The sequence below is a fragment of the Pedobacter sp. WC2423 genome (assembly GCF_040822065.1).
Lineage (GTDB): Bacteria > Bacteroidota > Bacteroidia > Sphingobacteriales > Sphingobacteriaceae > Pedobacter.
The window spans coordinates 3,512,706-3,533,865 of the sequence record NZ_CP162005.1; the positions used below are offsets into that span (position 1 = coordinate 3,512,706).

At 42.6% G+C, this 21,160-nt stretch carries 12 protein-coding genes; 4 read left to right on the top strand and 8 right to left on the bottom strand.

The genetic code is table 11. The features are described 5' to 3' along the window. Window positions 1-14 precede the first annotated feature (14 nt). Both AB3G38_RS14430 and AB3G38_RS14435 read left to right on the top strand, forming a co-directional pair. Window positions 15-1,328 (top strand): TolC family protein, encoded by a 1,314-nt coding sequence (locus AB3G38_RS14430; RefSeq protein ID WP_367864587.1) that lies wholly within the window; start codon window positions 15-17, stop codon window positions 1,326-1,328. A gap of 17 nt (window positions 1,329-1,345) precedes the next feature. After that, on the top strand, window positions 1,346-2,197 hold the full coding sequence (locus tag AB3G38_RS14435; RefSeq protein WP_367864588.1) for an N-acetylglucosamine kinase: 852 nt from the start codon (window positions 1,346-1,348) through the stop codon (window positions 2,195-2,197). A gap of 149 nt (window positions 2,198-2,346) precedes the next feature. On the opposite strand, the gene AB3G38_RS14440 is transcribed toward AB3G38_RS14435, so the two are convergent. After that, window positions 2,347-2,763: a GNAT family N-acetyltransferase gene (locus AB3G38_RS14440; protein WP_367864589.1), complete on the bottom strand. Its 417-nt coding sequence runs from the start codon at window positions 2,761-2,763 to the stop codon at window positions 2,347-2,349. Between the two features lie 4 nt (window positions 2,764-2,767). Continuing rightward, window positions 2,768-3,238, bottom strand: coding sequence for a hypothetical protein (locus tag AB3G38_RS14445; RefSeq protein ID WP_367864590.1), 471 nt, complete (start codon window positions 3,236-3,238; stop codon window positions 2,768-2,770). 141 nt (window positions 3,239-3,379) lie between these two features. Here AB3G38_RS14445 and AB3G38_RS14450 point away from each other — a divergent pair, with 141 nt between their 5' ends. Next, window positions 3,380-5,377, top strand: coding sequence for a S8 family serine peptidase (locus tag AB3G38_RS14450; protein WP_367864591.1), 1,998 nt, complete (start codon window positions 3,380-3,382; stop codon window positions 5,375-5,377). A gap of 11 nt (window positions 5,378-5,388) precedes the next feature. Here AB3G38_RS14450 and AB3G38_RS14455 read toward each other — a convergent pair whose 3' ends face one another. The 3 genes from AB3G38_RS14455 to AB3G38_RS14465 form a co-directional block, all read right to left on the bottom strand. Continuing rightward, window positions 5,389-5,892: a GAF domain-containing protein gene (locus tag AB3G38_RS14455; RefSeq protein ID WP_367864592.1), complete on the bottom strand. Its 504-nt coding sequence runs from the start codon at window positions 5,890-5,892 to the stop codon at window positions 5,389-5,391. A 137-nt stretch (window positions 5,893-6,029) separates the two neighbouring features. After that, the gene (locus tag AB3G38_RS14460; RefSeq protein WP_367864593.1) at window positions 6,030-7,190 is read right to left on the bottom strand and encodes an iron-containing alcohol dehydrogenase; all 1,161 of its coding nucleotides are present in this window, start codon (window positions 7,188-7,190) and stop codon (window positions 6,030-6,032) included. Between the two features lie 66 nt (window positions 7,191-7,256). Beyond that, entirely contained in the window at window positions 7,257-7,445 is a 189-nt protein-coding gene (locus tag AB3G38_RS14465; protein WP_367864594.1) for a hypothetical protein, read from the bottom strand. Window positions 7,446-7,531: 86 nt separating this feature from the next. Here AB3G38_RS14465 and AB3G38_RS14470 point away from each other — a divergent pair, with 86 nt between their 5' ends. Next, the gene (locus tag AB3G38_RS14470) at window positions 7,532-7,900 is read left to right on the top strand and encodes a PleD family two-component system response regulator (RefSeq protein WP_367864595.1); all 369 of its coding nucleotides are present in this window, start codon (window positions 7,532-7,534) and stop codon (window positions 7,898-7,900) included. Between the two features lie 30 nt (window positions 7,901-7,930). On the opposite strand, the gene AB3G38_RS14475 is transcribed toward AB3G38_RS14470, so the two are convergent. From AB3G38_RS14475 to AB3G38_RS14485, 3 genes are read right to left on the bottom strand one after another with little or no spacing between them, the layout of a single operon-like run. Beyond that, window positions 7,931-9,934 carry an OmpA family protein gene (locus tag AB3G38_RS14475; protein ID WP_367864596.1) on the bottom strand — a complete coding sequence of 668 codons (2,004 nt, stop codon included), beginning with the start codon at window positions 9,932-9,934 and terminating at the stop codon, window positions 7,931-7,933. A gap of 9 nt (window positions 9,935-9,943) precedes the next feature. Further along, complete coding sequence (locus tag AB3G38_RS14480; RefSeq protein WP_367864597.1) at window positions 9,944-10,939, bottom strand: PorP/SprF family type IX secretion system membrane protein; 996 nt, start codon at window positions 10,937-10,939, stop codon at window positions 9,944-9,946. A gap of 29 nt (window positions 10,940-10,968) precedes the next feature. Beyond that, window positions 10,969-20,895, bottom strand: a complete 9,927-nt coding sequence (locus AB3G38_RS14485; RefSeq protein WP_367864598.1) for a putative Ig domain-containing protein — start codon at window positions 20,893-20,895, stop codon at window positions 10,969-10,971. Window positions 20,896-21,160 lie beyond the last annotated feature (265 nt).

Here is a 21,160-nt window from a genome sequence, read left to right on the forward strand (position 1 = left end):
ATTAGTATAGACAAATGAATAAGCAGCTCATATATATCTTAGCTTTCCTGATCGTCTGCTGCACAAAAGCAGCTGTCGCTCAGGACACACTCAGCCTGGAGAACGCGATCAGCACGGCATTAAAGAACAATTATGATATCAGATTGGTCAATAATGAAATACAGATCGCCAAAAACAACCTGAATGCCGGAAACGCTGGCATGCTTCCCGGACTTGCCGGAACCTTCAGTAATGGAGGCAGCAGACAAAATACAGTTCAAACTCCGGCAACCGGCCCGGAGAGAAAATCCAGCGGTGTACGCAGTACAAATCTAAGTTATGGTGTTGCGCTGGACTGGACAGTTTTTGACGGGTTCCAGATGTTCGCAAATTACGATAGGTTAAAGGAGTTACAAAAACAGGGTGAAGTGAATGGTAAGCTCACTATATTGAATACTGTTTCTGATGTAGTAGCTGCTTACTATGCATTGGTCAGACAACAGCAGCTGGTACTGGCAACGGACAGCGCACTAAAAATATCCCGTTTAAGAGTAACCATCGCAGACAGCAAGTTAAAAATCGGACGTGGTTCCAGGCTGGATGTACTCAGTGCAAAAGTAGATTACAATACAGACACGACATTGTATCTGCAACAGAAAAACATCCTGAATACTTCCAGAATTACATTGAATCAATTAATGGCACGGGATCTGAATATTGTATTTGCAGTGAATGAGCAGTTAAATATTCAGAATGACCTGAAACTGGCTGATCTGGAGTTGTCAATGGAGCGCCTGAATCCAACGCTACAGAATGCTTTAATCAACAAAAAAATTGCTGCACTGAGTTTGAAACAGGTAAAAGGGCAACGATACCCTACGGTAGCTGTCAATAGTGGTTATGAGTTTTCAAGGAGTACCAGCCCAACAGGGTTTAACCAGAAATTCAGAGCCAATGGACTTACCTATGGTTTAACAGCAAGTCTTAATATTTTCAATGGCTTTTTACAGAGGCAAAATGAACGTAATGCTAAAGTACAGCTAAATTCTACGGAATTAAGTCTGGATAAGACAAAGCAGGATGTAAGTGCTTTGCTGAATGCCACTTACCAGAATTATATAACTAATCTTGATTTGTTAAAGGTGGAAACCGGAAATGTAGATTTGGCGAAACAAAATCTGGATATTACTTTTGAAAAGTATCGTTTGGGGAGTATCAGTCCGCTTGAATTACGGGAAGCCCAAAGGAATTCTATCAATGCAATTATCCGCTTTCTGGACGCTCAATATCAGGCTAAACTAACAGAAATTAATTTAAAAGAGATTAGCGGTACTTTAAATGTTCAATAACTTGATTACTTTCGTTTATGATATTAGTAGCAGATAGCGGTTCTTCAAAGACAGACTGGCTGGGGTATAAAGATGGTAAGACCATCAGTTTTAGCACACAGGGCATCAATCCCTATTTTTTAAATGCACAGGATATCTTCAAGATATTCACCAAATTAAAGGTAACAGAGGAGTTTGCTGCTGATGTCCGGGAAATTTATTTTTATGGGTCGGGTTGTTCTACTCCTGACAAGCATGAGGTCATTTCTAATGGTTTATCCTTATATTTCCCAAAGGCTTTTATCAGTGTAGAAAATGATTTAATTGGTTGCGCTTATGCCACATGCGGAGATCAGAAAGGACTGATCTGCATCCTGGGTACAGGTTCTAATGTTTCTTATTTTGATGGTGTCTCTACTTACGATAGCAATTATGGTTTAGGTTATATCCTTGGCGATGAGGGTTCCGGCACTACTTTCGGAAAAAAGATTGTTACTTCTTATTTGTATGAGCAGATGCCAGAGGATTTGCGTACGCTTTTTGCGGAGGAGTTTAATACAGATAAAGAAACTATTATCACCAATGTTTATCAAAAACCTTTTCCTAATACTTATTTAGCTGGTTTCAGCAGGTTTATGTACCCGAACAGGGAACATCCTTTTATCAATCAGCTATTGATTGATGGTTTTCAGGAGTTCATTGATGTGAATATTAAGAATTTCAAGGATTATAAAACGCTGGATTGTCACTTTGTAGGGTCGATTGCTCATTACTATCAGGATACACTGAAACAGGTCTGCGAGCTGAACGGGTTGAAGTTAGGAAGGATTATGCAGAAGCCGATTGAGGGGATTTATAATTATATTCTGAAAAAAGAAGGGATTCTCTAAGGGTTTTTCAAGCTGTAAAAAAAAGTATATCCTATTTTCGGACGACATTAGAAATGAATGTCCTCACATTAAGATATACTTTTTTTCAGACTCTCCAACTGACGTTCATTTGCTGGCAGATGTGTTCATATTACAAGTCACGGTGATGTTCAGGAATTTAAAGTTTTTTGCATCACCACATAATCAATCCCGTCTTTATTGAATTTCTGATTAGTTTCAGCCAGACCAAATCTTTTATAAAATGAGGCCTTATCAAAACGGGAGTTACACCAGATTGTTTCCACATTATTTTGCTGAGCTACCAACAGCGCATGTTGTAACAGTTTTGTCCCATAACCATTTCCCTGAGCTATGGAATCTGTTGCAAATTTCCTGAATTGCGCTTCCTTGCCAGTCATAAAAAGTGAGACCACTGAGACTAATTGCTCATCTTTAAAAAGGCCAAAATGAACTCCATCTTTGTCTTCGTCTAATTTCACATAGTCAACAGATTTCTCAGGCCACATCACCCTGTGCCGTAAATCCCAGGTATCAGCTGCCTCTATTTCTTTAATGCTTACGCCCATTTACTTAATAAACTGCCTTATGATTCACTACTATATCACAAACCGTAACCTGCTTTGCGAAAACCTCTACAGGATTTAACTCCCCCTTGCCATTAGACAAACTGGCGAAAAACATTCCCCCATCCTCACCAGTAAACACAGAATACACTCCCGGAGCCAGCTTACACTGAAAGAAACCCTTTTCATCAGTTTTCACCTTCGCCACTAAAGTTTGGTGAATTGCCTTATATAATGGCCCCTCCCCCTCTGCTTGTGCCGCTGTAGTCACCGCATAAATATAAACAGTACGCTGCGTAACCTTCCCGGTTTTACCTCCGGGCTTCTGATCAGGCCCCGGCATAAAGTTACCCTCCTTTACTGATACCTTTCCTTTTATACCTTCCTGAATAACACCAGACTGTCCCGAAGTTCTCGAAGCGCAGGAAAAATTTACCAGGAGTATTGCCGAACAAAAAATAGCTAAATAAAATTTCATCTGTATAGGTATTAAAGTTAAATTTGAAACACCCCGTAACGCAATTCAAGCAATTTACCGTGCATTATGATTAATTCTCTCAATTTACGAAAGTGTGGACTATTATCCATAATATTCTGCGCAAGTCTTACACTTTCGCCCGTGCACGCACAACAAGTGATCATGCCTGGTGTTACTAATGCCAGATTCCTGAAAACCAATAGTGTCGCCCTTGCAAATAACGCCAATAAACAGAGGATCAGTGCATTTGCTATCGCTGCCAGTAAAGGATGGACTGTGACCAGAAGAGATCGTGATGGATCGGTAATAAGGCTGCAACGCCTCGACGATGCTGGCCTGCCGGTTTATTATACGACCAATAGCAATGCGATTGCCGCAGCAACCACACGGACCAATAAATTATATGATGGCGGAGGCTTAGGCCTGGCACTCAGCGGAAGCACTATTCCGGCAGGAAAAATAGCTATATGGGATGGAGACGGTGTTTTAACCACTCATGTTGAATTTGCCGGCGGAAGAATTGAAATCCGCGATAAAACCCAGAGTACCTCAGAACACTCCACGCACGTTGCAGGAACAATGATAGCAGCAGGGGTAAATCCAATCGCTAAAGGAATGGCATTCGGCCTCCCGAAACTCTACTCTTTTGACTTCGATAATGATACTCCTGAAATGTCCGAAAATGCTGTTGGATTACTTATTTCCAATCACTCTTATGGAGTTGTTGCAGGCTGGTCTTTAAATACAGATATCAATCCCGAACGCTGGGAATTCTATGCTGCTCCAGGAGCCACAGAAGACTATAAATTTGGCTACTACGACTCTCAATCCTCAGACTGGGATAAAATCTGTTACAACGCACCTTATTATCTTCCAGTCAAATCTGTAGGGAACAACAGGTCATCTAACGGACCGCCGGAAGGAGCAAATTATTACAGATTCAACGCAGATAAAGTGATGGCCGATGCTGGTAAAAGACCAGCAGGTCTGAGCAGCAATGATAAATATGATAATATCGCTACTTACGGGACTGCAAAAAACATTCTGACAGTAGGTGCAATCAACCCATTAGGTACTGGCCCCTACACCCCGGATCGTATTCAGGCAGCTGCATTCAGCAGCTGGGGACCAACAGATGACGGCCGGATCAAGCCAGATTTAGTAGCGGATGGCATTAGGGTAACTTCAACCAGCAATGCAGGAGATGACAGATATACGACCTTGTCAGGTACCTCTATGTCCACCCCAAATGTCAGTGGATCACTTGTCCTTTTACAGGAACTTTACAGCCACCAGAATAACGCTGCCTATATGCGCTCTGCCACCTTAAAGGCTGTCGCAATTGGTACCGCAGCTGAAGCAGGCAGTAGTCCGGGCCCGGACTACAGTTATGGATGGGGCCTGCTCAATATGGAAGCTGCCGCACAGGCAATATTAGATAACCATGTTAAAAGCAGAATTGCTGAAAACCTGCTTACCCAGGGAGAACAACAATTTATTGATGTAGTCGCTAAAGGCGGAATCCCTTTAAATGGTACAATTTGCTGGACTGATCCGGAGGTAACCCCAGTCAGTACGCTTGATGCCCTTAATAACCCAGCTCCGAGGTTAGCCAATGACCTGGATTTGCGTGCAGTTCAGGAATCTGTCACGTTTTTACCGTGGATACTCGATCCTGCTAAACCAGCAGCTCCGGCAACAAAAGGAGATAATACCAGGGATAACGTAGAACAAATTCGCATTGATGAACCTGTGGCAGGTAAAACATACCGCTTTAATATATCCCATAAAGGCACACTTAAACGTGGGGCACAAGCTTATTCTATCCTGCTGACCGGGATAAATGGTGATACTGTCTTTGGTTCAAATAAGGTGAACGAAGGTGAATTAAATATGGTGGTTTATCCTGTTCCCGCAAGAAATGAAGTTAATATCAATTTCAATATAACAGACAAAAAAGATGTCAGCATCGACGTGTTCAATATATCAGGACAAAAGCTCTACAGCGAGAAGAAAAATGATTTTTCAGGTGTATATTATAGTCAGATAGATCTGACACGCTATGTGAGCGGTATTTATTTTATGGTTGTAAAAATAGGACAGAACTCGTATACTAAAAAATTCATCTGCACTAAATAATAGTAAACGAGTTAAACTCTTTTTTCTATTTCAACCTGGATGAGCTGAGCAACCCACTCTAGTTTTTTTCTGTCTTCAGGAGTGAATGTTCTGATCTTTTTGTCTACAATACATACCGCACCAATATTAAAACCTTCTGGCGTGGTGATCGGTACCGCAGCATAAAATCTAAGGCCGAATTCACCTACCACTAAAGGATTTGACATCAGGCATGGCTCTACCAGAGCGTCTTCGAAAACTGTCATTTCATCTCTCAGAATTGCCAGCGAACAAAGACTTGTCCCTCTTTCTACCTCATTACCAGAATCCCCCTGCTGATCAGCCTTTGTCCACACATGGTCTTTATCAACAAAGTTGATCATCGCCAATGGAACTTTTAACATCGTTGCCGTAACTGCTGCCAACTGGTCAAAAATTGGTTCTGATTTGGTATATAGAATTTTATACTTTTTTAAGTTCTCTAAACGAGCCTCTTCATTCTGTGGAATTATATTCCTTCCAAAAGTATTTTCCAATGTCTTATTTATTACTTGTATAACTTGTACCTGCTAACCTATACAATTTCCATACCCTTTTAAAATATTCAGTAAAAAAAATGTTACACCAAACAGAATTACAATTGCATTCCTGTTTGGTATAGCACAGGTAAGTATTAGTAACTCAACTCCACAATTTGTCTTACATCGTCAGGCTTAATGCTTTTATGCTCTCCCAAACCTAACCATCCCCTTTCGGTAAACCGTGCTGCAATCTTCTGCGCAGTTCCCTCATAATTATCAGTATACTGAGAAAGTAAGGTATCTATACCTAAAGAATGGAAAAAAGATTCCGTTCTGATGATAGCCAGCTCCGCCTTTTCATCGACCGTACCTTCCTCAATACCCCAGATACGCTCAGCGTACTGTGCAAGTTTTTCCTTCTTCTGCTCAAAATTATACCGGTAATGTCTGGGTACAATAATTGCGAGCGTACGCGCATGGTCAATACCAAACAATGCCGTCAGCTCATGTCCAATGGCATGAACAGACCAGTCTGTAGGTACACCCTTTTGAATCAGCCCATTCAAAGCCATCGTGCAGCACCACATAAAGTTAGCTGCAGCTTCATAGTCTGATGGATCTTGCTGAATCCTGGGTGCAATTTCTATCAACGTCTGCATAATTCCTTCCGCAAACCTGTCCTGCAAAAATGCTTGCGCAGGATAAGTCATATACTGCTCCAGTACGTGCGTAAATGCATCCGTAATTCCATTGGCCAGCTGCCGCTGAGGAACAGACTTGACCACCAAAGGATCCAGTACAGAGAATTCAGGAAATAAACCAGGCCCGCCCATTCCAAATTTCTCCTGTGTATCTGCCCTTGTAATCACAGCACCAGAGTTCATTTCCGAACCTGTAGCCGGCAAAGTCAACACTGTTCCAAAAGGCATTCCTTTGTCTGTTCTGATTTTATTTTTTAAGATATCCCAGGGCTCATCTCCCTGATACAGGGCCGCTGCCGAAAGGAATTTAGTGCCATCAATCACTGAACCACCACCAACGGCAAGCAAATAGGTAATCTGCTTCTCTTTGATAATTTGCAATGCCTGCATTAACACAGCATATTCAGGGTTTGCCGGAATACCACCAAACTCAGTGACATCAAAGCCTTTAAGCGCTGACATCACCTGGTCATAGATACCATTCGACTTGATACTTCCACCTCCATATAACAACAAAACTTTTGCATTTTCCGGAATCTCCTGGCTGATCTTTACGATCTGGCCCTTACCAAATATTATTTTTACCGGATTCTTAAATTCGAAATTCAACATACCTTTAAGGTTAATAAGCTCAAACAGCTTCTAAATTTTACAGACTAAACTCTTTAATCTTATCTCTTAACGCTCCGCCTGCTCATAGCGTATAAACTGCCATTTTGCCCTCGCATCTTTTTCAAAGAAAACTTTATAGCTATTATCCGGAGGTAAAGTAAAATGAAAAGATAACGTGGTCTCCTGATTATTTTTTGGTATAAAACCAGGGAGTAAGGTATTCGCGATTGCTTCTATTTGTTCTTTCGGCTGCATGTGTCTTTTATAAATAATAAAACAAAAGTATCAATTCTTTCTGCCAATCATGGCACTCTGTTTGTTCAGGATGTTTTTTAAAAATTATGAATAGAATACTAGTTGTCGAAGACGATCCGGATTTACTGGAAGTCATTCAAATAGTTCTCGAGGAGAACAATTATAAGGTTTTCCCCTTGATGAACGGAAGACCTGTCTTCAGGATTATTGAAGAATTCAGACCCGATATTATCCTGATGGACATCAGACTGGACGGAATGGATGGAAGAGCAATATTTAAGGAAATCAGAACCAGACCAGCTACTTCCCATCTGCCAGTTATGCTAATTTCGGGCGGCTTTTCTGAAGACTATATTATGCGGGAAAATTTATTGGCAGATGCTTATCTGGAAAAACCATTTGAGATGGCAGTGCTGCTGAATAAGCTAAAGCAGTTATTAAAAGAGCCTGCCTGAATTCATCATTCAAGGCAGGCTTTTGAGTATTTATTGTTTGGTAACCTTAAATTCAGTTCTTCTGTTCAGCTGACGGCCTTGTGGGTTATCTTTTCCACTAGGAAGCTGATTGGGAGCAATAGGTTTACTAAAACCGTAACCTTTAGTGGTTATCCTGCTGGCAGCAATCCCCTTTCTAACCAGGTAATCTACACACGACTGCGCTCTTCTTTCTGACAGTTTCAGGTTATAAGCATCCTTACCTACATTATCAGTGTGTGCACTCAGCTCAATTTCCAGGGTCTCATTGTCAACCAGTTTCTGATAAAGTTTATCCAGAATAACTTCTGATGCCGGATTAAGCTTATAACTATTAAAGTCGTACAGGATATTTTCCAGGATAACCGGTTTATTGATAATGAACCCATCCAGACAGATCCGCGGATTCAAAAGCGTATCTAATTTAGCCAGTTCATCATAATTATAGCTCAGTACCTTTCTGAAATAAAGATTTTTTTCAGCTTTTATTCTTATCTGACGATTAGAATTGACCCTGAACCTGTATTTACCATCTGCCTGAGTGATCACCTTTATGATTTGTACAGAGTCACTCAGGGTAACCACCGCACTGTCCAGCGGTAAATTGGTTTTACAATCCAGGACTGTTCCCTCTACAGTAAGGAAATCCTTTTTGACATGAAAAATCTCCAGACAACATACTGACTCCCTGTCAGAGCTGATATATCCCTCACTATCCTCACTATCGGCTGGCGTAAAATAAGCATCATCTTTTGAAGAGTTAAATGGGAAGCCTAAGTTTCTTGGTTCCGACCAGGCACCAAAGTCACCTGAACTTTCATAGAAATCCAGTCCACCCATGCCTACTCTTCCATTACTGCTGAACAGTAATTTTTTAGTCCTGGCATTGTAATAAGGCGCTTCCTCGTTCTCCTTAGAATTGATTGTATTGCCCATATTGGAAGCTTCGCTCAAAGTACCGTCACTACGAAGTTTGCAATACCAAAGATCATACTTACCCAATCCACCAGGTCTGTCTGAAGAGAAAATAAGGTATTTTCCGTCTTTGGTTACAAAAGGCTGCATCGAATTAAAGCCTTCCACATTAACCTCTGTACCCAGCACTTTTGGCGCAGCCCAGACCTGTCCTGTACCTTTTGAAACATTAACCTGGTATATCTTTCTATTACCTGCCCCACTCCAGCTCGTCATATACATCACCCTTCCGTTAGGACTGAATGCCGGAGCCGCGAATTCTTTGCCTTTTTCTGGTGCACCTATTTTTTGCACCGTAGTCGATGTTCTTTGCGGATTTCCGGAAGCAGAATAAATTGCATTGATAAAAGGGTTCTCTGCTTTAACAACTTTAGTTTTCATCTTGCTGTCACGGATAGTCTTTGTTTTAGTACCTACTACAACAGGTCTGGATGAAGTAAAATAAAAGTTATTGTTCATCAGTAATGGGGTATAATTAGAACCCTGATCATTAATTTGATTCAGCAGTTTACTGAATTTATATAAGCGTGGATAACGCATTTCATAGAGGGCGAAATTACAGGAAGCAATTTCAAGTTTGGCTTTCTCTGCATAGTCATCATTCGCCTTGTATTTGGTTAAGAATTCTTTAAAAGAAATAATCGCGTCATTAAATTTTTGATTGGAACGCTGACTTTCTCCGAAATAAAATATGCTTAGCACGTACTTAGGGTTACTGAAGTTTCTGGCAATGGCATACCAGGCTTCGGCTCCCCTGAAGTCCTTATAAAGCCGGAGTGAAGATGCTAACTGAAAAACGCAATATTCGTATTCAGGACGCTTCGGACTCTCATTCTTCACCTTAGCCTCAAAAGCATAAGGCACAACGAATCCTATGCTATCAGTTGAAATATTCAGTGCTTTTTTATAGTATTCGGCTGCTGCATAATAATCCTTATTCTGGAAATACACATCAGCAATTCTTTTATTATTGGCTACATATTGGGCCTTTGCTCCTGTACTTAGTAAACAGATCAAAAGCAATAGTCTGAGAGGTTTCATATTTGTGGGTTATAAGCGTGGACAAAAGAAGTTAGGACCTGCAATTCCCTTGCGGCTGGTAAAGGATATTGACAATTCCAATCCACCTTTACTTCCTGATGCACGGTTAAGCCCTGAAGTATTAAAGTCATAACTCACTCCGAAAGTCATATTTTTCAGGTGAAGCCCGAAGAAAGCTATCGCAGCATCTTCAAAACGGTAATTGGAGCCAAACATCAGGTCAGCTTCCGGATTGACATAGAATTGACCATAAGCGCCAACCGAAGTTTCATGCGCATTCCCCTGTTTCATATAAAGTCCATTAGGAGTGATATCAAATACATCACTCACTTTGACACGGGCACCACCATGCGCAGCATAGCGGATAGGTATTCTGATTTCACTCCCGAGGAAACGGTCAATCGGCCTGGTCAGGTGATTGGCTGCAACTCCTGCAAAAACGTTGACACGCTTGTCTCCGCTTCCATCAAAGAACATAGCCCCCACATTGACATCGGGCACCAATGTATTACTGGATGTAAAATTTTCATTGAATGGTAAACCCGGATCGTACCCGGTTCCAGAGTTAAACTGGCTGCCCAATGTAACTTTGGAAGGATCAAAACTCTTGTTTAATATCCCTGCCTGCAAACCAAAGTTGATCATGCTTAAACCTGCACGGCCAAAACGAATCCGGTAAGCAGCCGAAGCTAATGCATTCAGGTAATTATAACTTACATCTCCTGCATTCTGATTCAGGATCATACCGCCAAATGCAAGGTTTTTAGTAGGCGCCATATCAAATGAGGCGCCTGCTGTGAGATAAGAATTGGAGACTGACCCCCATTGTTGTTTGGCATTTACTGATACCCTGTAATCTCCATCGATGACCCCGGTTAAACCCGGGTTAAGCCATAATGGATTGGCATAATATTGTGAAAAGTGAGGATCGATTTGCGCACTAACCTTCGAAGCTCCCGTAATGCACAACAAGCCCAAGACGATGATTTTTGATAGTTTCTTCATGTTATTTATATTTCAGGTTAATGGGTCTGTTATCTTAAAATGGTTATTGTTCCTTTTCTCATAGCTGTAGAGCCGTCTGTGAGGGTCACTTCAACATAGTACACATATACCCCGTTCGGTTGCATTTGTCCTCTGTATGAACCATCCCATCCTACTTGCTGCTGCAATGATTCAAAGATGAATTGTCCCCACTGGTTATAGACGCACATCCTCATTTTAGCAATTGCATTTCCATGGACATAGAAGATATCATTTCTACCATCTCCGTTTGGCGTGAATGTATTCGGAATGAATAAATCATCAGGCACTATTCTATCTGTAACAGTACCTGTTACACTGCCGGCGGCACTGGTTTGACAAGTTGTATTTCCTTTTGCTCTTACCATCAGTTTAACTGTCGTGTTTGCCGGAAGTCCTGAGATCAGGTGTGCAGTACCCGCAGCTCCTGAACTTGGACTGCTCCAGGTTGTTCCGCCATCCATTGATACTTCATAGCTGGTTGCTCCGGGAACATCATTCCAGCTAAAGGTGATACTGCTCAGTGTACTTGATTTCACGACCACTACTGGCGATGAAAGTGCTGCTGCAACAGTAACATTAACTGCAATTCTGCCGCTGCTTGCTGTTCCTGAAATCGCTTCGACATAGAATATAGTCGTTGCAGTGATTGCAGGTGTCAGGAAGGCAGGCCCCGTGAACAACACGCTTCCACCTGTTGGCGCGTTATACCAGTTATAGGTCACTCCTGTCAGTACATTAGTTATAGTTAAAGTAACCGGGCTTCCTCCGCAGCTTAAAGCATCGCCTACTACTGGTGCTGGTACAGTAACATTAATTGTATAAGTATTGGTTGCAGTCAGACCATTCCGGTCAGTAACAGTTACCACTACCTGGAAGCTTCCTCCTAATGTCGGCGTTCCTGAGATTACCCTGGTTACCGGATCAAAGTTTAACCCTGGAGGCAAGCCTGTAGCTACATAGCTGAATGGTGCTGTTCCGCCAACTACTGCTGGTAAGGTTTGAGGTGTATATGAGCTGCCTACCTGTCCGTCTGGTAAAGTTGCTGGTGGCAAGGTCATTTGTGTACTGTTGCCAACACCGAGAACGAAAGCGGCTGCCGCTGTACATCCTTTGCTATCGGTAGCAGTAACAGCGAAGGCATAACTTCCTGCTGTTGTTGGGGTTCCGGTCAGCAAACCTGCTGATGACAGCGACAAACCTGCCGGAAGCGTACTTCCTGACTGAAGGGTGTAAGTATATCCCGGAGTACCTCCTGTTGCAGAACCAACCTGCGCAGAATAGGTAGTAGAAGTAGACGCGCCGGCTAATGTTGCACCGTTGAACATCAATGCCGGGTTCACAGTTAAGACTACTGTTTTGGCGGTGGCCGATGAGCTTTCACAAGTATTCGGTCCTTGTACTGATACGTAGTAAGTTGTATTGGCTGTGAGTACTGGAGTATTGAATACTGCTCCGGTAAATACAGCATTAGTTAAAGCAGCATCGGTGTACCATTTAAATGTTGGATTAGTTACAGTTGCACTGCTTGCAGTTAAACTGGCGCCCGATCCTCCGCACACTACTGAAGGTATACCTGTTATAGTAATATCTGCTGATCTGGCCGGACTTTTCAGGTTCACATTTACGGCAACTCTTGTACTGGTTATCCCAGCCAGACCTTCTACATAATAAATAGTATTCACTGTGATTGCAGGGGTCTGGAAGCTTGTTCCTGTAAAAATCGGGATTTTCGCTGTCGCATCCGCAAACCAGTTATAAGTTATTGCAGGTAGAGCATTGGTTACTAATAAAGTAACACGGCCACCTCCGCAATTCGATCCGTCAGCAACAACTGGTGCTGGTACAGTCACCTTCAGTGCATAGTTTGCTGATGCATTTCTGTTACTTGCATCGGTTACCGTCATGGTTACAGTGAACATACCTCCAATTGTCGGTGTTCCGGTAATGTTCCTGGTTGCAGGATCAAATGACAGCCCGGCAGGCAGGCCTGTAGCTACGTAAGTATAAGGGGCTGTTCCACCAATTGCAGCTGGCAGGGTTTGTACAGGATAAGCTGTACCTACTTGTCCATCAGGCAAGGTAGCTGCTGGCAGTGACAATACTGCTGTTGTACCAATGTTCAGTGTGAATACGCCTGAAGTATTACAACCTTTACTGTCTGAGGCTTTAATTGTGAAGGTATAATTTCCAGCTGTTGTCGGTGTTCCACTGATTAATCCTGAAGATGACAGCGTTAATCCTGCTGGCAAAACACTGCCTGAAGCGAGCGCATAAGTATAAGGTGCTGTTCCACCGGTTGCAGGATCAATTTGTACACTGTATGTATTGATTGTAGAGCCGTTAGTCAGTGCTTTACCTGCAAAGTTCAATGGAGCATTCACCTTTAAAGTGATTACCAGTGCTTGTCCAGGCAGGTTCGGACATTTATTCAGTCCTTTTACGGTTACATAATAGTTTCTGGTTGTAGTCAATGCAGGTACATTGTAAACATCACCTGTAAATACCGGGTTCAGTAAAGCGGTATCAATATACCAGGTAAATACCGGATTAACTATAGTGAGGCTGCTTGCAGTTAAAGTTGTACCTGATCCAGAGCAAATAATTGCAGGGATACCATTTACGCGGATATCTGAAGCAGTTGCTGGTGGATTCACAACCAGGGTAACAACCTTTGCATTAGCCGCCGCATTTTTACACTTGTTAGTTCCCTGAACGGTTACGTAATAAAGTGTATTTGTGGTGGATGCCGTAGCAACGAATGTCGGACCTGTCTGTGCCACCATGGTTAATGCAGCGTCTTTATACCAGGTGAATACTGGATTGATCACTGTGGTTGAAGTGGCAGTTAAAGTAACCTGACTACCAGCACAAGTACTTACTGGTATACCAGTAACAGTAATATCAGCAGCGGTAGCTGGCGGATTTACAGTTAAGGTAACCATTTTACCTGTACCAGGGGTATTTATACACCTGGTATCTGCTTTTACAGTAACATAGTAATTCTTAGTTACCGTTACAGGAGGTACATTATAAGTATCTCCTGTAAATACTACATTAGTTAATGCAGCATCTGTAAACCAGGTAAATACCGGATTAGTCAATGTACTGGTTGCTTTTAGTACAGCACCTGAACCTACGCAAACAGAATTTTCTGCGCCGGTAACGGTGATATCAGCAGCGGTAGCAGGCGGATTAATAGTAATGGCAATCGGAGTTCTTGCCGAAGTGCTTCCACAGGTGTTACCATTTGAGGCTTCTACATAATAAGTTGTAGTTCCTGCTGCAAGACTGGACGGTGTAATGAAGCTATTCGTGTTTGAAGCAATCAGATTTCCTCCGGTTAATGCATCATACCAGTTGTAAGTCACACCTGTAACCGGATCTACTCTTAAGGTAACAGGAGTATTCAGACAAGTTGTTGTTGGATTTCCTGTTGCTGGTACCGCAGCCGGAGCTGAACTGATAATGATAGCTGTTACTGTTGTGCTTACTAAGCCAGCACAAGTACCACGGGTTGCGTTTACAGTGTAGGTATAAGTTCCGGCAGTCAGCGTAGTTGGCGTACTGAAAGTTGCAGTATTACTTACTATCGCACCCGCGCTATCGTACCACGTGTAAGTTACTCCTGCAACAGGGTTACTCACTGCAAACGTTGCGGCGTTGCCTTCGCACGCTGAAACAGCAGTTGCAACAACAGTTGGTGGCGCTATAATCCGCTGTGCGTAGTTCAGGTTGACAGAAGTAAGCAGACCCGCTGCTCCGGATTTAAGTTTCAACTCTATGGCATCGAAAGTAGTACCTGGAGTAAATTGAATAACAAAATTTTTATTAGCAGTAACAACATTCAGATTAAGTTGCGGATCATTAATGTTCTTTTCATCATTGTTACTTACTCCATTTTTATAAGTCGTTACGGTAATACTGTTAGCAAGCCCCAGGTTAAGCAGTGCACCTGTTTGAGTCAGGCTTACTTTAACCTGGTCACCAGGAGTTGAAAGTCCGGTGAAACCTGCACGCTGACTTACATAACTATTCAGTAAACCAACCGGGATAAACAGTGAAGAACTCGTTGTAGAATCATTATCCAGGGCAAAAGCAGGATTTGAAACACCTGCAAATAGTGCAGGCCCATTTACTGTAGTACCCTGATCAACTGTTGCACCTTCACAAGGCACTGATCCTGGATTTGGTGTAATCGTATTTACAGTAACTACAACTGAAGCGGCAGCCGAAATACAAGTTCCTGCTGCACCTTCTGCAGTTACATAGAAAGTAGTAGTTGTAGTCAGCGGACCAGTTGCAAACATTCCGTTTGCACCATTAGCCAGGGTTGATAATTCTGGTGTAAGTGGTGTAACAGCCGGATCAGCACCATACCAGTGATAAGTTAAACCAGTAGTTGATGAGTTGGCTATCAGCACTGCTTTCTCACCTGAGTTAATAGTAACTGCTGCCGGAGTTAGTACTGGTGGAGTTAAACTGCCAACAGTAACTGCAACTGCTGCTTTTGCAGAAGTGGTACCACAGGCGTTAACCGCTTCTACTTCATAAGTTACAGCTGCGGTAACTACATCATTAAATGTTGCAGTTGTCTGGCCTGGAACCAATACACCAGCTTTATACCAGTTGTAAGTTACACCTGCCTGAGGGCTTTGTATTTTGATTTGTATGCTTGATCCTGCACAGGTACTCTGAGCTGGTGCAAGTAATAAAGGAGTGGAAGGTGCAGGACTAACTGTAACATTAACCTGAGTTCTTGAACTTCCGCAACCTCCTCTTGATGCTTCTACAAAGAATTTAGTATCCGCAGTAATTGCCGGTGTGATAAAAGTAGCACCATCATTACCTAAATAAGTTCCGGCGGCATCATACCATTTATAGCTCATACCTGGCAGCGGAGCAGGCACAGTTAAAGTTGCTGTTCCATTTAAGCACGCCGTTACATCGGCCGAGGCAACTACTGGTGCAGTCGCTGTTCTTTTAGCATAGTTAAAGTTAATAGAGGTTAAAGCGCCCACAAGACCTGAGTTCAATTTAACTTCTACCCCGTCAAACTGAGCTGCCGGAACAAATGTTAGCAGCGCCTGAGTGCCACCGCTTAATAATTTAAGGTTTATAACCGGATTGTTTATTGCAACACCATCATTATTGCTGGTATTGCCCTGGTAAGTAGTTACAGTTACACTCGGAACAAGTGCAAGTGACAATAACTGACCTGGTGAATTTAACAATACACGCACAGTATCACCTACGTTGGACAGCCCTGTGAAAACTGCTTTTTGATAAACATTAGAACCAATACCTACTGGTATCGCTAATGTTGATCCGGTTTGCTGATCTCCGTCAATCGCTAATTCCGGATTATCTACTCTGGCTAATACAGAGACCAAACCTCCAACGCCATTAGTCTGACTGGCTGGGCCTTCACAGCCTACTGGTATAGGTGTTCCGGTTGGTACTACCGTGATTGTTTGTTGTACTCTGGTAGAAGAGGCACAACCGGTCACTGTAGAAACCGCATCCAGATAGAAAGTGGTAGTTGCAGTAAGTGGTGGAGTTAAATAAGTTGCCCCGGTGAATACAGGAGTGGTTGCATTTGCATCAGTGTACCAGTTAAAAGTAATATCGTTTTCTGTTGAAGTTCCTGTTAAGCTTACACGCTGGCCTTGAGCTACTGTAGTCATTGCAGTAGTAATCAGTGGAGTAACCGGGCGGGCATTAACGGTAACATTTGCCGCGGTACGGGTTGCTGAAACACAGCTTCCATTGGTCGCTTCTAAATAATAAGTTGTATTCGCAGTCAATGCAGGTGTAGTGAAAACCGTACCTGTAAACAAGGCTGTTCCGCCTGTAGATGCCGCATACCATTGATAAGTAATTCCGGCTATCGGGCTGTCTACTGATAAGGTTGCTGGTAAACCCGCACAAACCGGAACTACTGTAGCCAGAACCGGAGGCGTAAGCCCTGTGGTTACCGTAACAGTAACAGGAAGGCGGGTAGCATTCGCACAACCATTTTTACTTACCTGTAAATAGTAAACCGTAGTTGCTGTTAGTGCTGGTGTGGTAAAAATATCATCGGTAGATAAAATTGTCCCTCCGGTTGCCGCACTATACCAGGCAATGGTCGTGCCGGCTATTGGTACCACTTGCAAACTAGCTGTTGAGCCCGAGCAAATGGTTTGATTTCCAGTAATTAAAGCTGGGTTTGGTGCAACAACATCTGCCCCATAAATATATACATTGATCAGTGCAGAAAGAAGTGCATTGACTTTGACTTCTACTCTGTCATAAACGCCGCCCGCTGCAACACTGGCTTTAAATCTGTTTCCCCCTAATAAACTTAAATGAATCAGGGATGAGTTTAGCGGATAGCTGCTGACTACAGTAGTCCCGTTCATTACATTAATAGTAGTTCCACCAAGTACAGATAAATCTAACAGACCTGATGGTATTTCCAGATCAAGACGAACACTATCTGTTGCTACGCCAGGATTCTGGAAAATTAAACGCTGGTATCCTGTAGTTCCGATACCTGCCGGAAGAGATATCCGGGTATAGTTGGTCAGGTCAGCATCTGTAGAGCTGGCCGGATCAATAACCGCACAGGCCACACACAATAAACCACCTGTAATTCCGCTTTCCTGTTTGGTTGCGGCATAACAATTTGGATTGACTGTTCCGTTAGTCACGCTAACTACAACCGGAACCCGGGTTGCACTGGTACAGCCAAAACTATTTGAGGTTCCAACATAATAAGTAGCATTTGCATTCAGCACCGGAGTGGTAAAAGTTCCACCCGAAGCCAGTTCAATTCCACCTGCCGCTGCTGCATACCATTTGATAGTTGAACCAGAGGTAGCGGTAGCCTGAAGGGTAGCAGTCTGGCCGGCACTGATAGTTACACTATTAATCACTACAGTTGGTGCATCTGGTGCCGGGTTCACGGTTACCGTAACCGGAATACGTGCACTTACAGCTGTTCCTGAAACTGCTTCTGCATAATAAGTAGTAGACACTGTCAGTGCCGGTGTAGTAAATGTAGTTCCGGAACCCAGCGGTGTATTTCCTGTAGAAGAATAGTAATTATAAGTTACACCATTAGTAACGTTATCAATTGTTAAAGTTGCACTATTACCACTACAAACTATAATACCAGCTGCAACAGGCGGATCAACAGTAATATTCAGTGCATAATCTGTACTGGTTGTATTTCCTGCATTATCAGTAACTTTCATGGTAATGGTATAATTACCACCAGCTGTTGGAGTTCCTGAAATTACCCGGGTTGATGGGTTGAAGCTTAAGCCAGCCGGCAATTGATTTGCTGCAACAGTATAAGTATAAGGACTTGTACCGCCTGTTACTGCTGGCAAACTTGCAGAGGTATAAGCTGTACCCACTTTACCATTTGCTAAAGTAACAGTTGGTAAGGTAAGCGCACCGGCAACCTTTACTGTATAAGGAACGGTAATTGTTCCATTTGCTGCGTCTGTTACTTTAATTGAAAGTGTGAAAGTACCAGATTGCGCAGGTGTTCCTGAAACAGTTTTAGTTAAAGGATTAAAAGTCAGTCCCGGAGGAAGGTTCAAACCTGCATAGGTATAAGGACCAGTTCCGCCAGTGGCATCCGGGATAGTTTGGGTTGGATAAACTACATTAACCGCTCCATCAGGAAATACAACATTACCTAATGCCAGGGCATCTCTAACAGTAATGGTATAATTCAGGGTAGCAGTATTGTTTTCATTATCAGTTACAGTGACAGGGAAAGTGAAAGTACCTGTTTGTGTTGGCGTACCTGTAATTGCCCTGGTTACCGGATCAAAACTTAATCCTGCCGGCAAACTGGCCGCACTGTAGGTAAAGACACCACTGCCACCTGTTGCTGAAGGTATAATCTGAGGAGTATAAGATAGTCCTTTAGTACCATCCGATAAAATAGAGGCTGTGAGTGCCAGCGGACTTCTGACTATAATAGTATAAGTAGTAGTCACCACATTTCCATCTGCATCGTTAACAGTTACCGGAATAGTATAAGTACCCGCAGTTAAAGGTGTTCCTGTTAACAATCCGGTAGCCGGGTTTAAAGTAATCCCCGGAGGCAAATTGGTTGCAGCATAAGTATAAGGTGTACTGCCTCCTGCTGGCGTTGGCAATTGTGTATCCGGATAAAGTTTATTGACTGTACCATTTGGCAAAGTGGCCGCTGGCAGAGTTAAAGTTGCGGTGATAGTTAAAGTATGAATTGCTGTAGTGGTACATCCTCCGGCATCAGTTGCAATCAAACTAAAAGTTGCTGTTGCTGCTGCCGCAGTAGGTGTTCCACTGATCAAACCTGCCGAAGTCATGGTTAAGCCCAAAGGCAATGCACTCCCAGGAGCAATGGCATAAGTATATGGAGCTGTTCCGCTGGTTGCAGGGCCAACTTGTTTGGTATAGGCTTTACCAACTGTTCCATTGCTGAGTGAGGTTGCAGTGAACAGCAGTGTTGGTTTAACAGTTACAATTACACTGTCCAGATCAGATTCGGCAATACATCCTGTTTTCCGGGCAGACACATAGTAGGTATAAACTCCGGCTGCCAGCCCGTTTTCTGTCAGGACATTAGCCGTTACACCTGTGGCAGTTGTTCTTGATCCGTTAGGGCCAGTTTTTTTGTAGAAATTATAAGTATATCCCGCATCAGGGCTTTGTGGAGTTAAGGTTAATGTACTACCTCCACATAGCGTTTGTGCGTTTCCATTTACGCCTTCAAATAAGGGTTTAGGCACTGTGCGTTGTGCCTCGTGAATATTCAAACCTCCTGCCAGCAGGTTACCGCCTATGGCCAGACCATTATCCAGCGTAACTTTGATCCTGTCAAATGGAGCGCCTGGTGTAAAGAAAACCGGAACCTGGGTATTGTTTGTAAATAAGCCGAGTAAATCCAGGTTAATTAAATTACCGAGTGAATTCAGATTGCCGACAGCCGTATTTCCATTATAGGCTTGCACGGTAATCGTTTTCAGTACATTCACCGTGAGTATAGAACCACCTTGTGAAAAAACAACTTTGGCAACATCTGTTGCGGAAGATAGTCCGTTTAAATAAATAGTTTGAGAAACTGAGGAGCCTAAAGTCACTACTCCTGCCTGAAGTTGCGAAAAAGTATTCAAGTTACCATCAATAGCATTTTGAGGATTAGTAACCAGGCTGGTTAAAGAAACATTCAGACCTGTGGCTGATACATTCGTAAATATAGAAGAACTGCAATTATCAGCATCATAATTGAATGCGGGATATACATTCATATTGATTGAACTTCCAAGACTGATGGAAAGTGCATTACTACGAACTCTTAAACGAATCCGGAGTGAATTGTAGGCAACGGACGAAGTAACTGCAAAATAGGTTTTACCATCCACATCAGTCACAACCGTAGCTGAAACATTAGTAGCGGGTATCACCGTACCATCGCTGCCAGCGGTTGCGCCAGTATAAGCATCAATTTGTACAATTCTTTTAGAGAACAGGCCGGTAAGATCTCCTACAATTCCCAGCAAATCCAGATTTAAGCCATTATTGGTTGGCTGATCAAAACGAATATAAGTGGTTTTTCCTGCAACCAGCTGGCTACCATATTTAAGCTGTATATACGCCTCCCCTTCATATCCCAATCCGAGTAAACTGACATATCTGGCATTGAGCGTTGCGGGAGCTCCCGGCGGCTGCAAAATTGCATTTCCCGGATTATCGACCGATGCCACATTTCCCGGATTGGAATTCGGATTATCCGATCCAATGTTATAGCTGGCAATTCCTGTAGAAGGAGTTACCGTCGCGTAATTTTTGGTTTGTGCATACGATCGTGTACCAAATAGCGTTATAGCTAATATACTAACGAGAAGACAGAGGTGTTTTTTTAAAATTCGGGGAGTAGAAGTATATTTCATACCGGCAGTTTTAGAGGTTAACTTTAATACTATCCGACAATTTTAAGGAAAGGTAACAGCTAATTTAGTGTTCAAATCATTCATTTAAACCAGGTAAAATGAACAGCTCATTCCATTCATTTTGTTCAATTTTCTATTTCTAATTTATAAAATTTCGAGCATGCGCATTTAAACCCAGTCTAAATGCATTTATCTGCTTTATAGATAATTTCCTGCTTTTTTTATTTAAATCCTTTCCGTTCATTTATCACGTATATGTGTATAT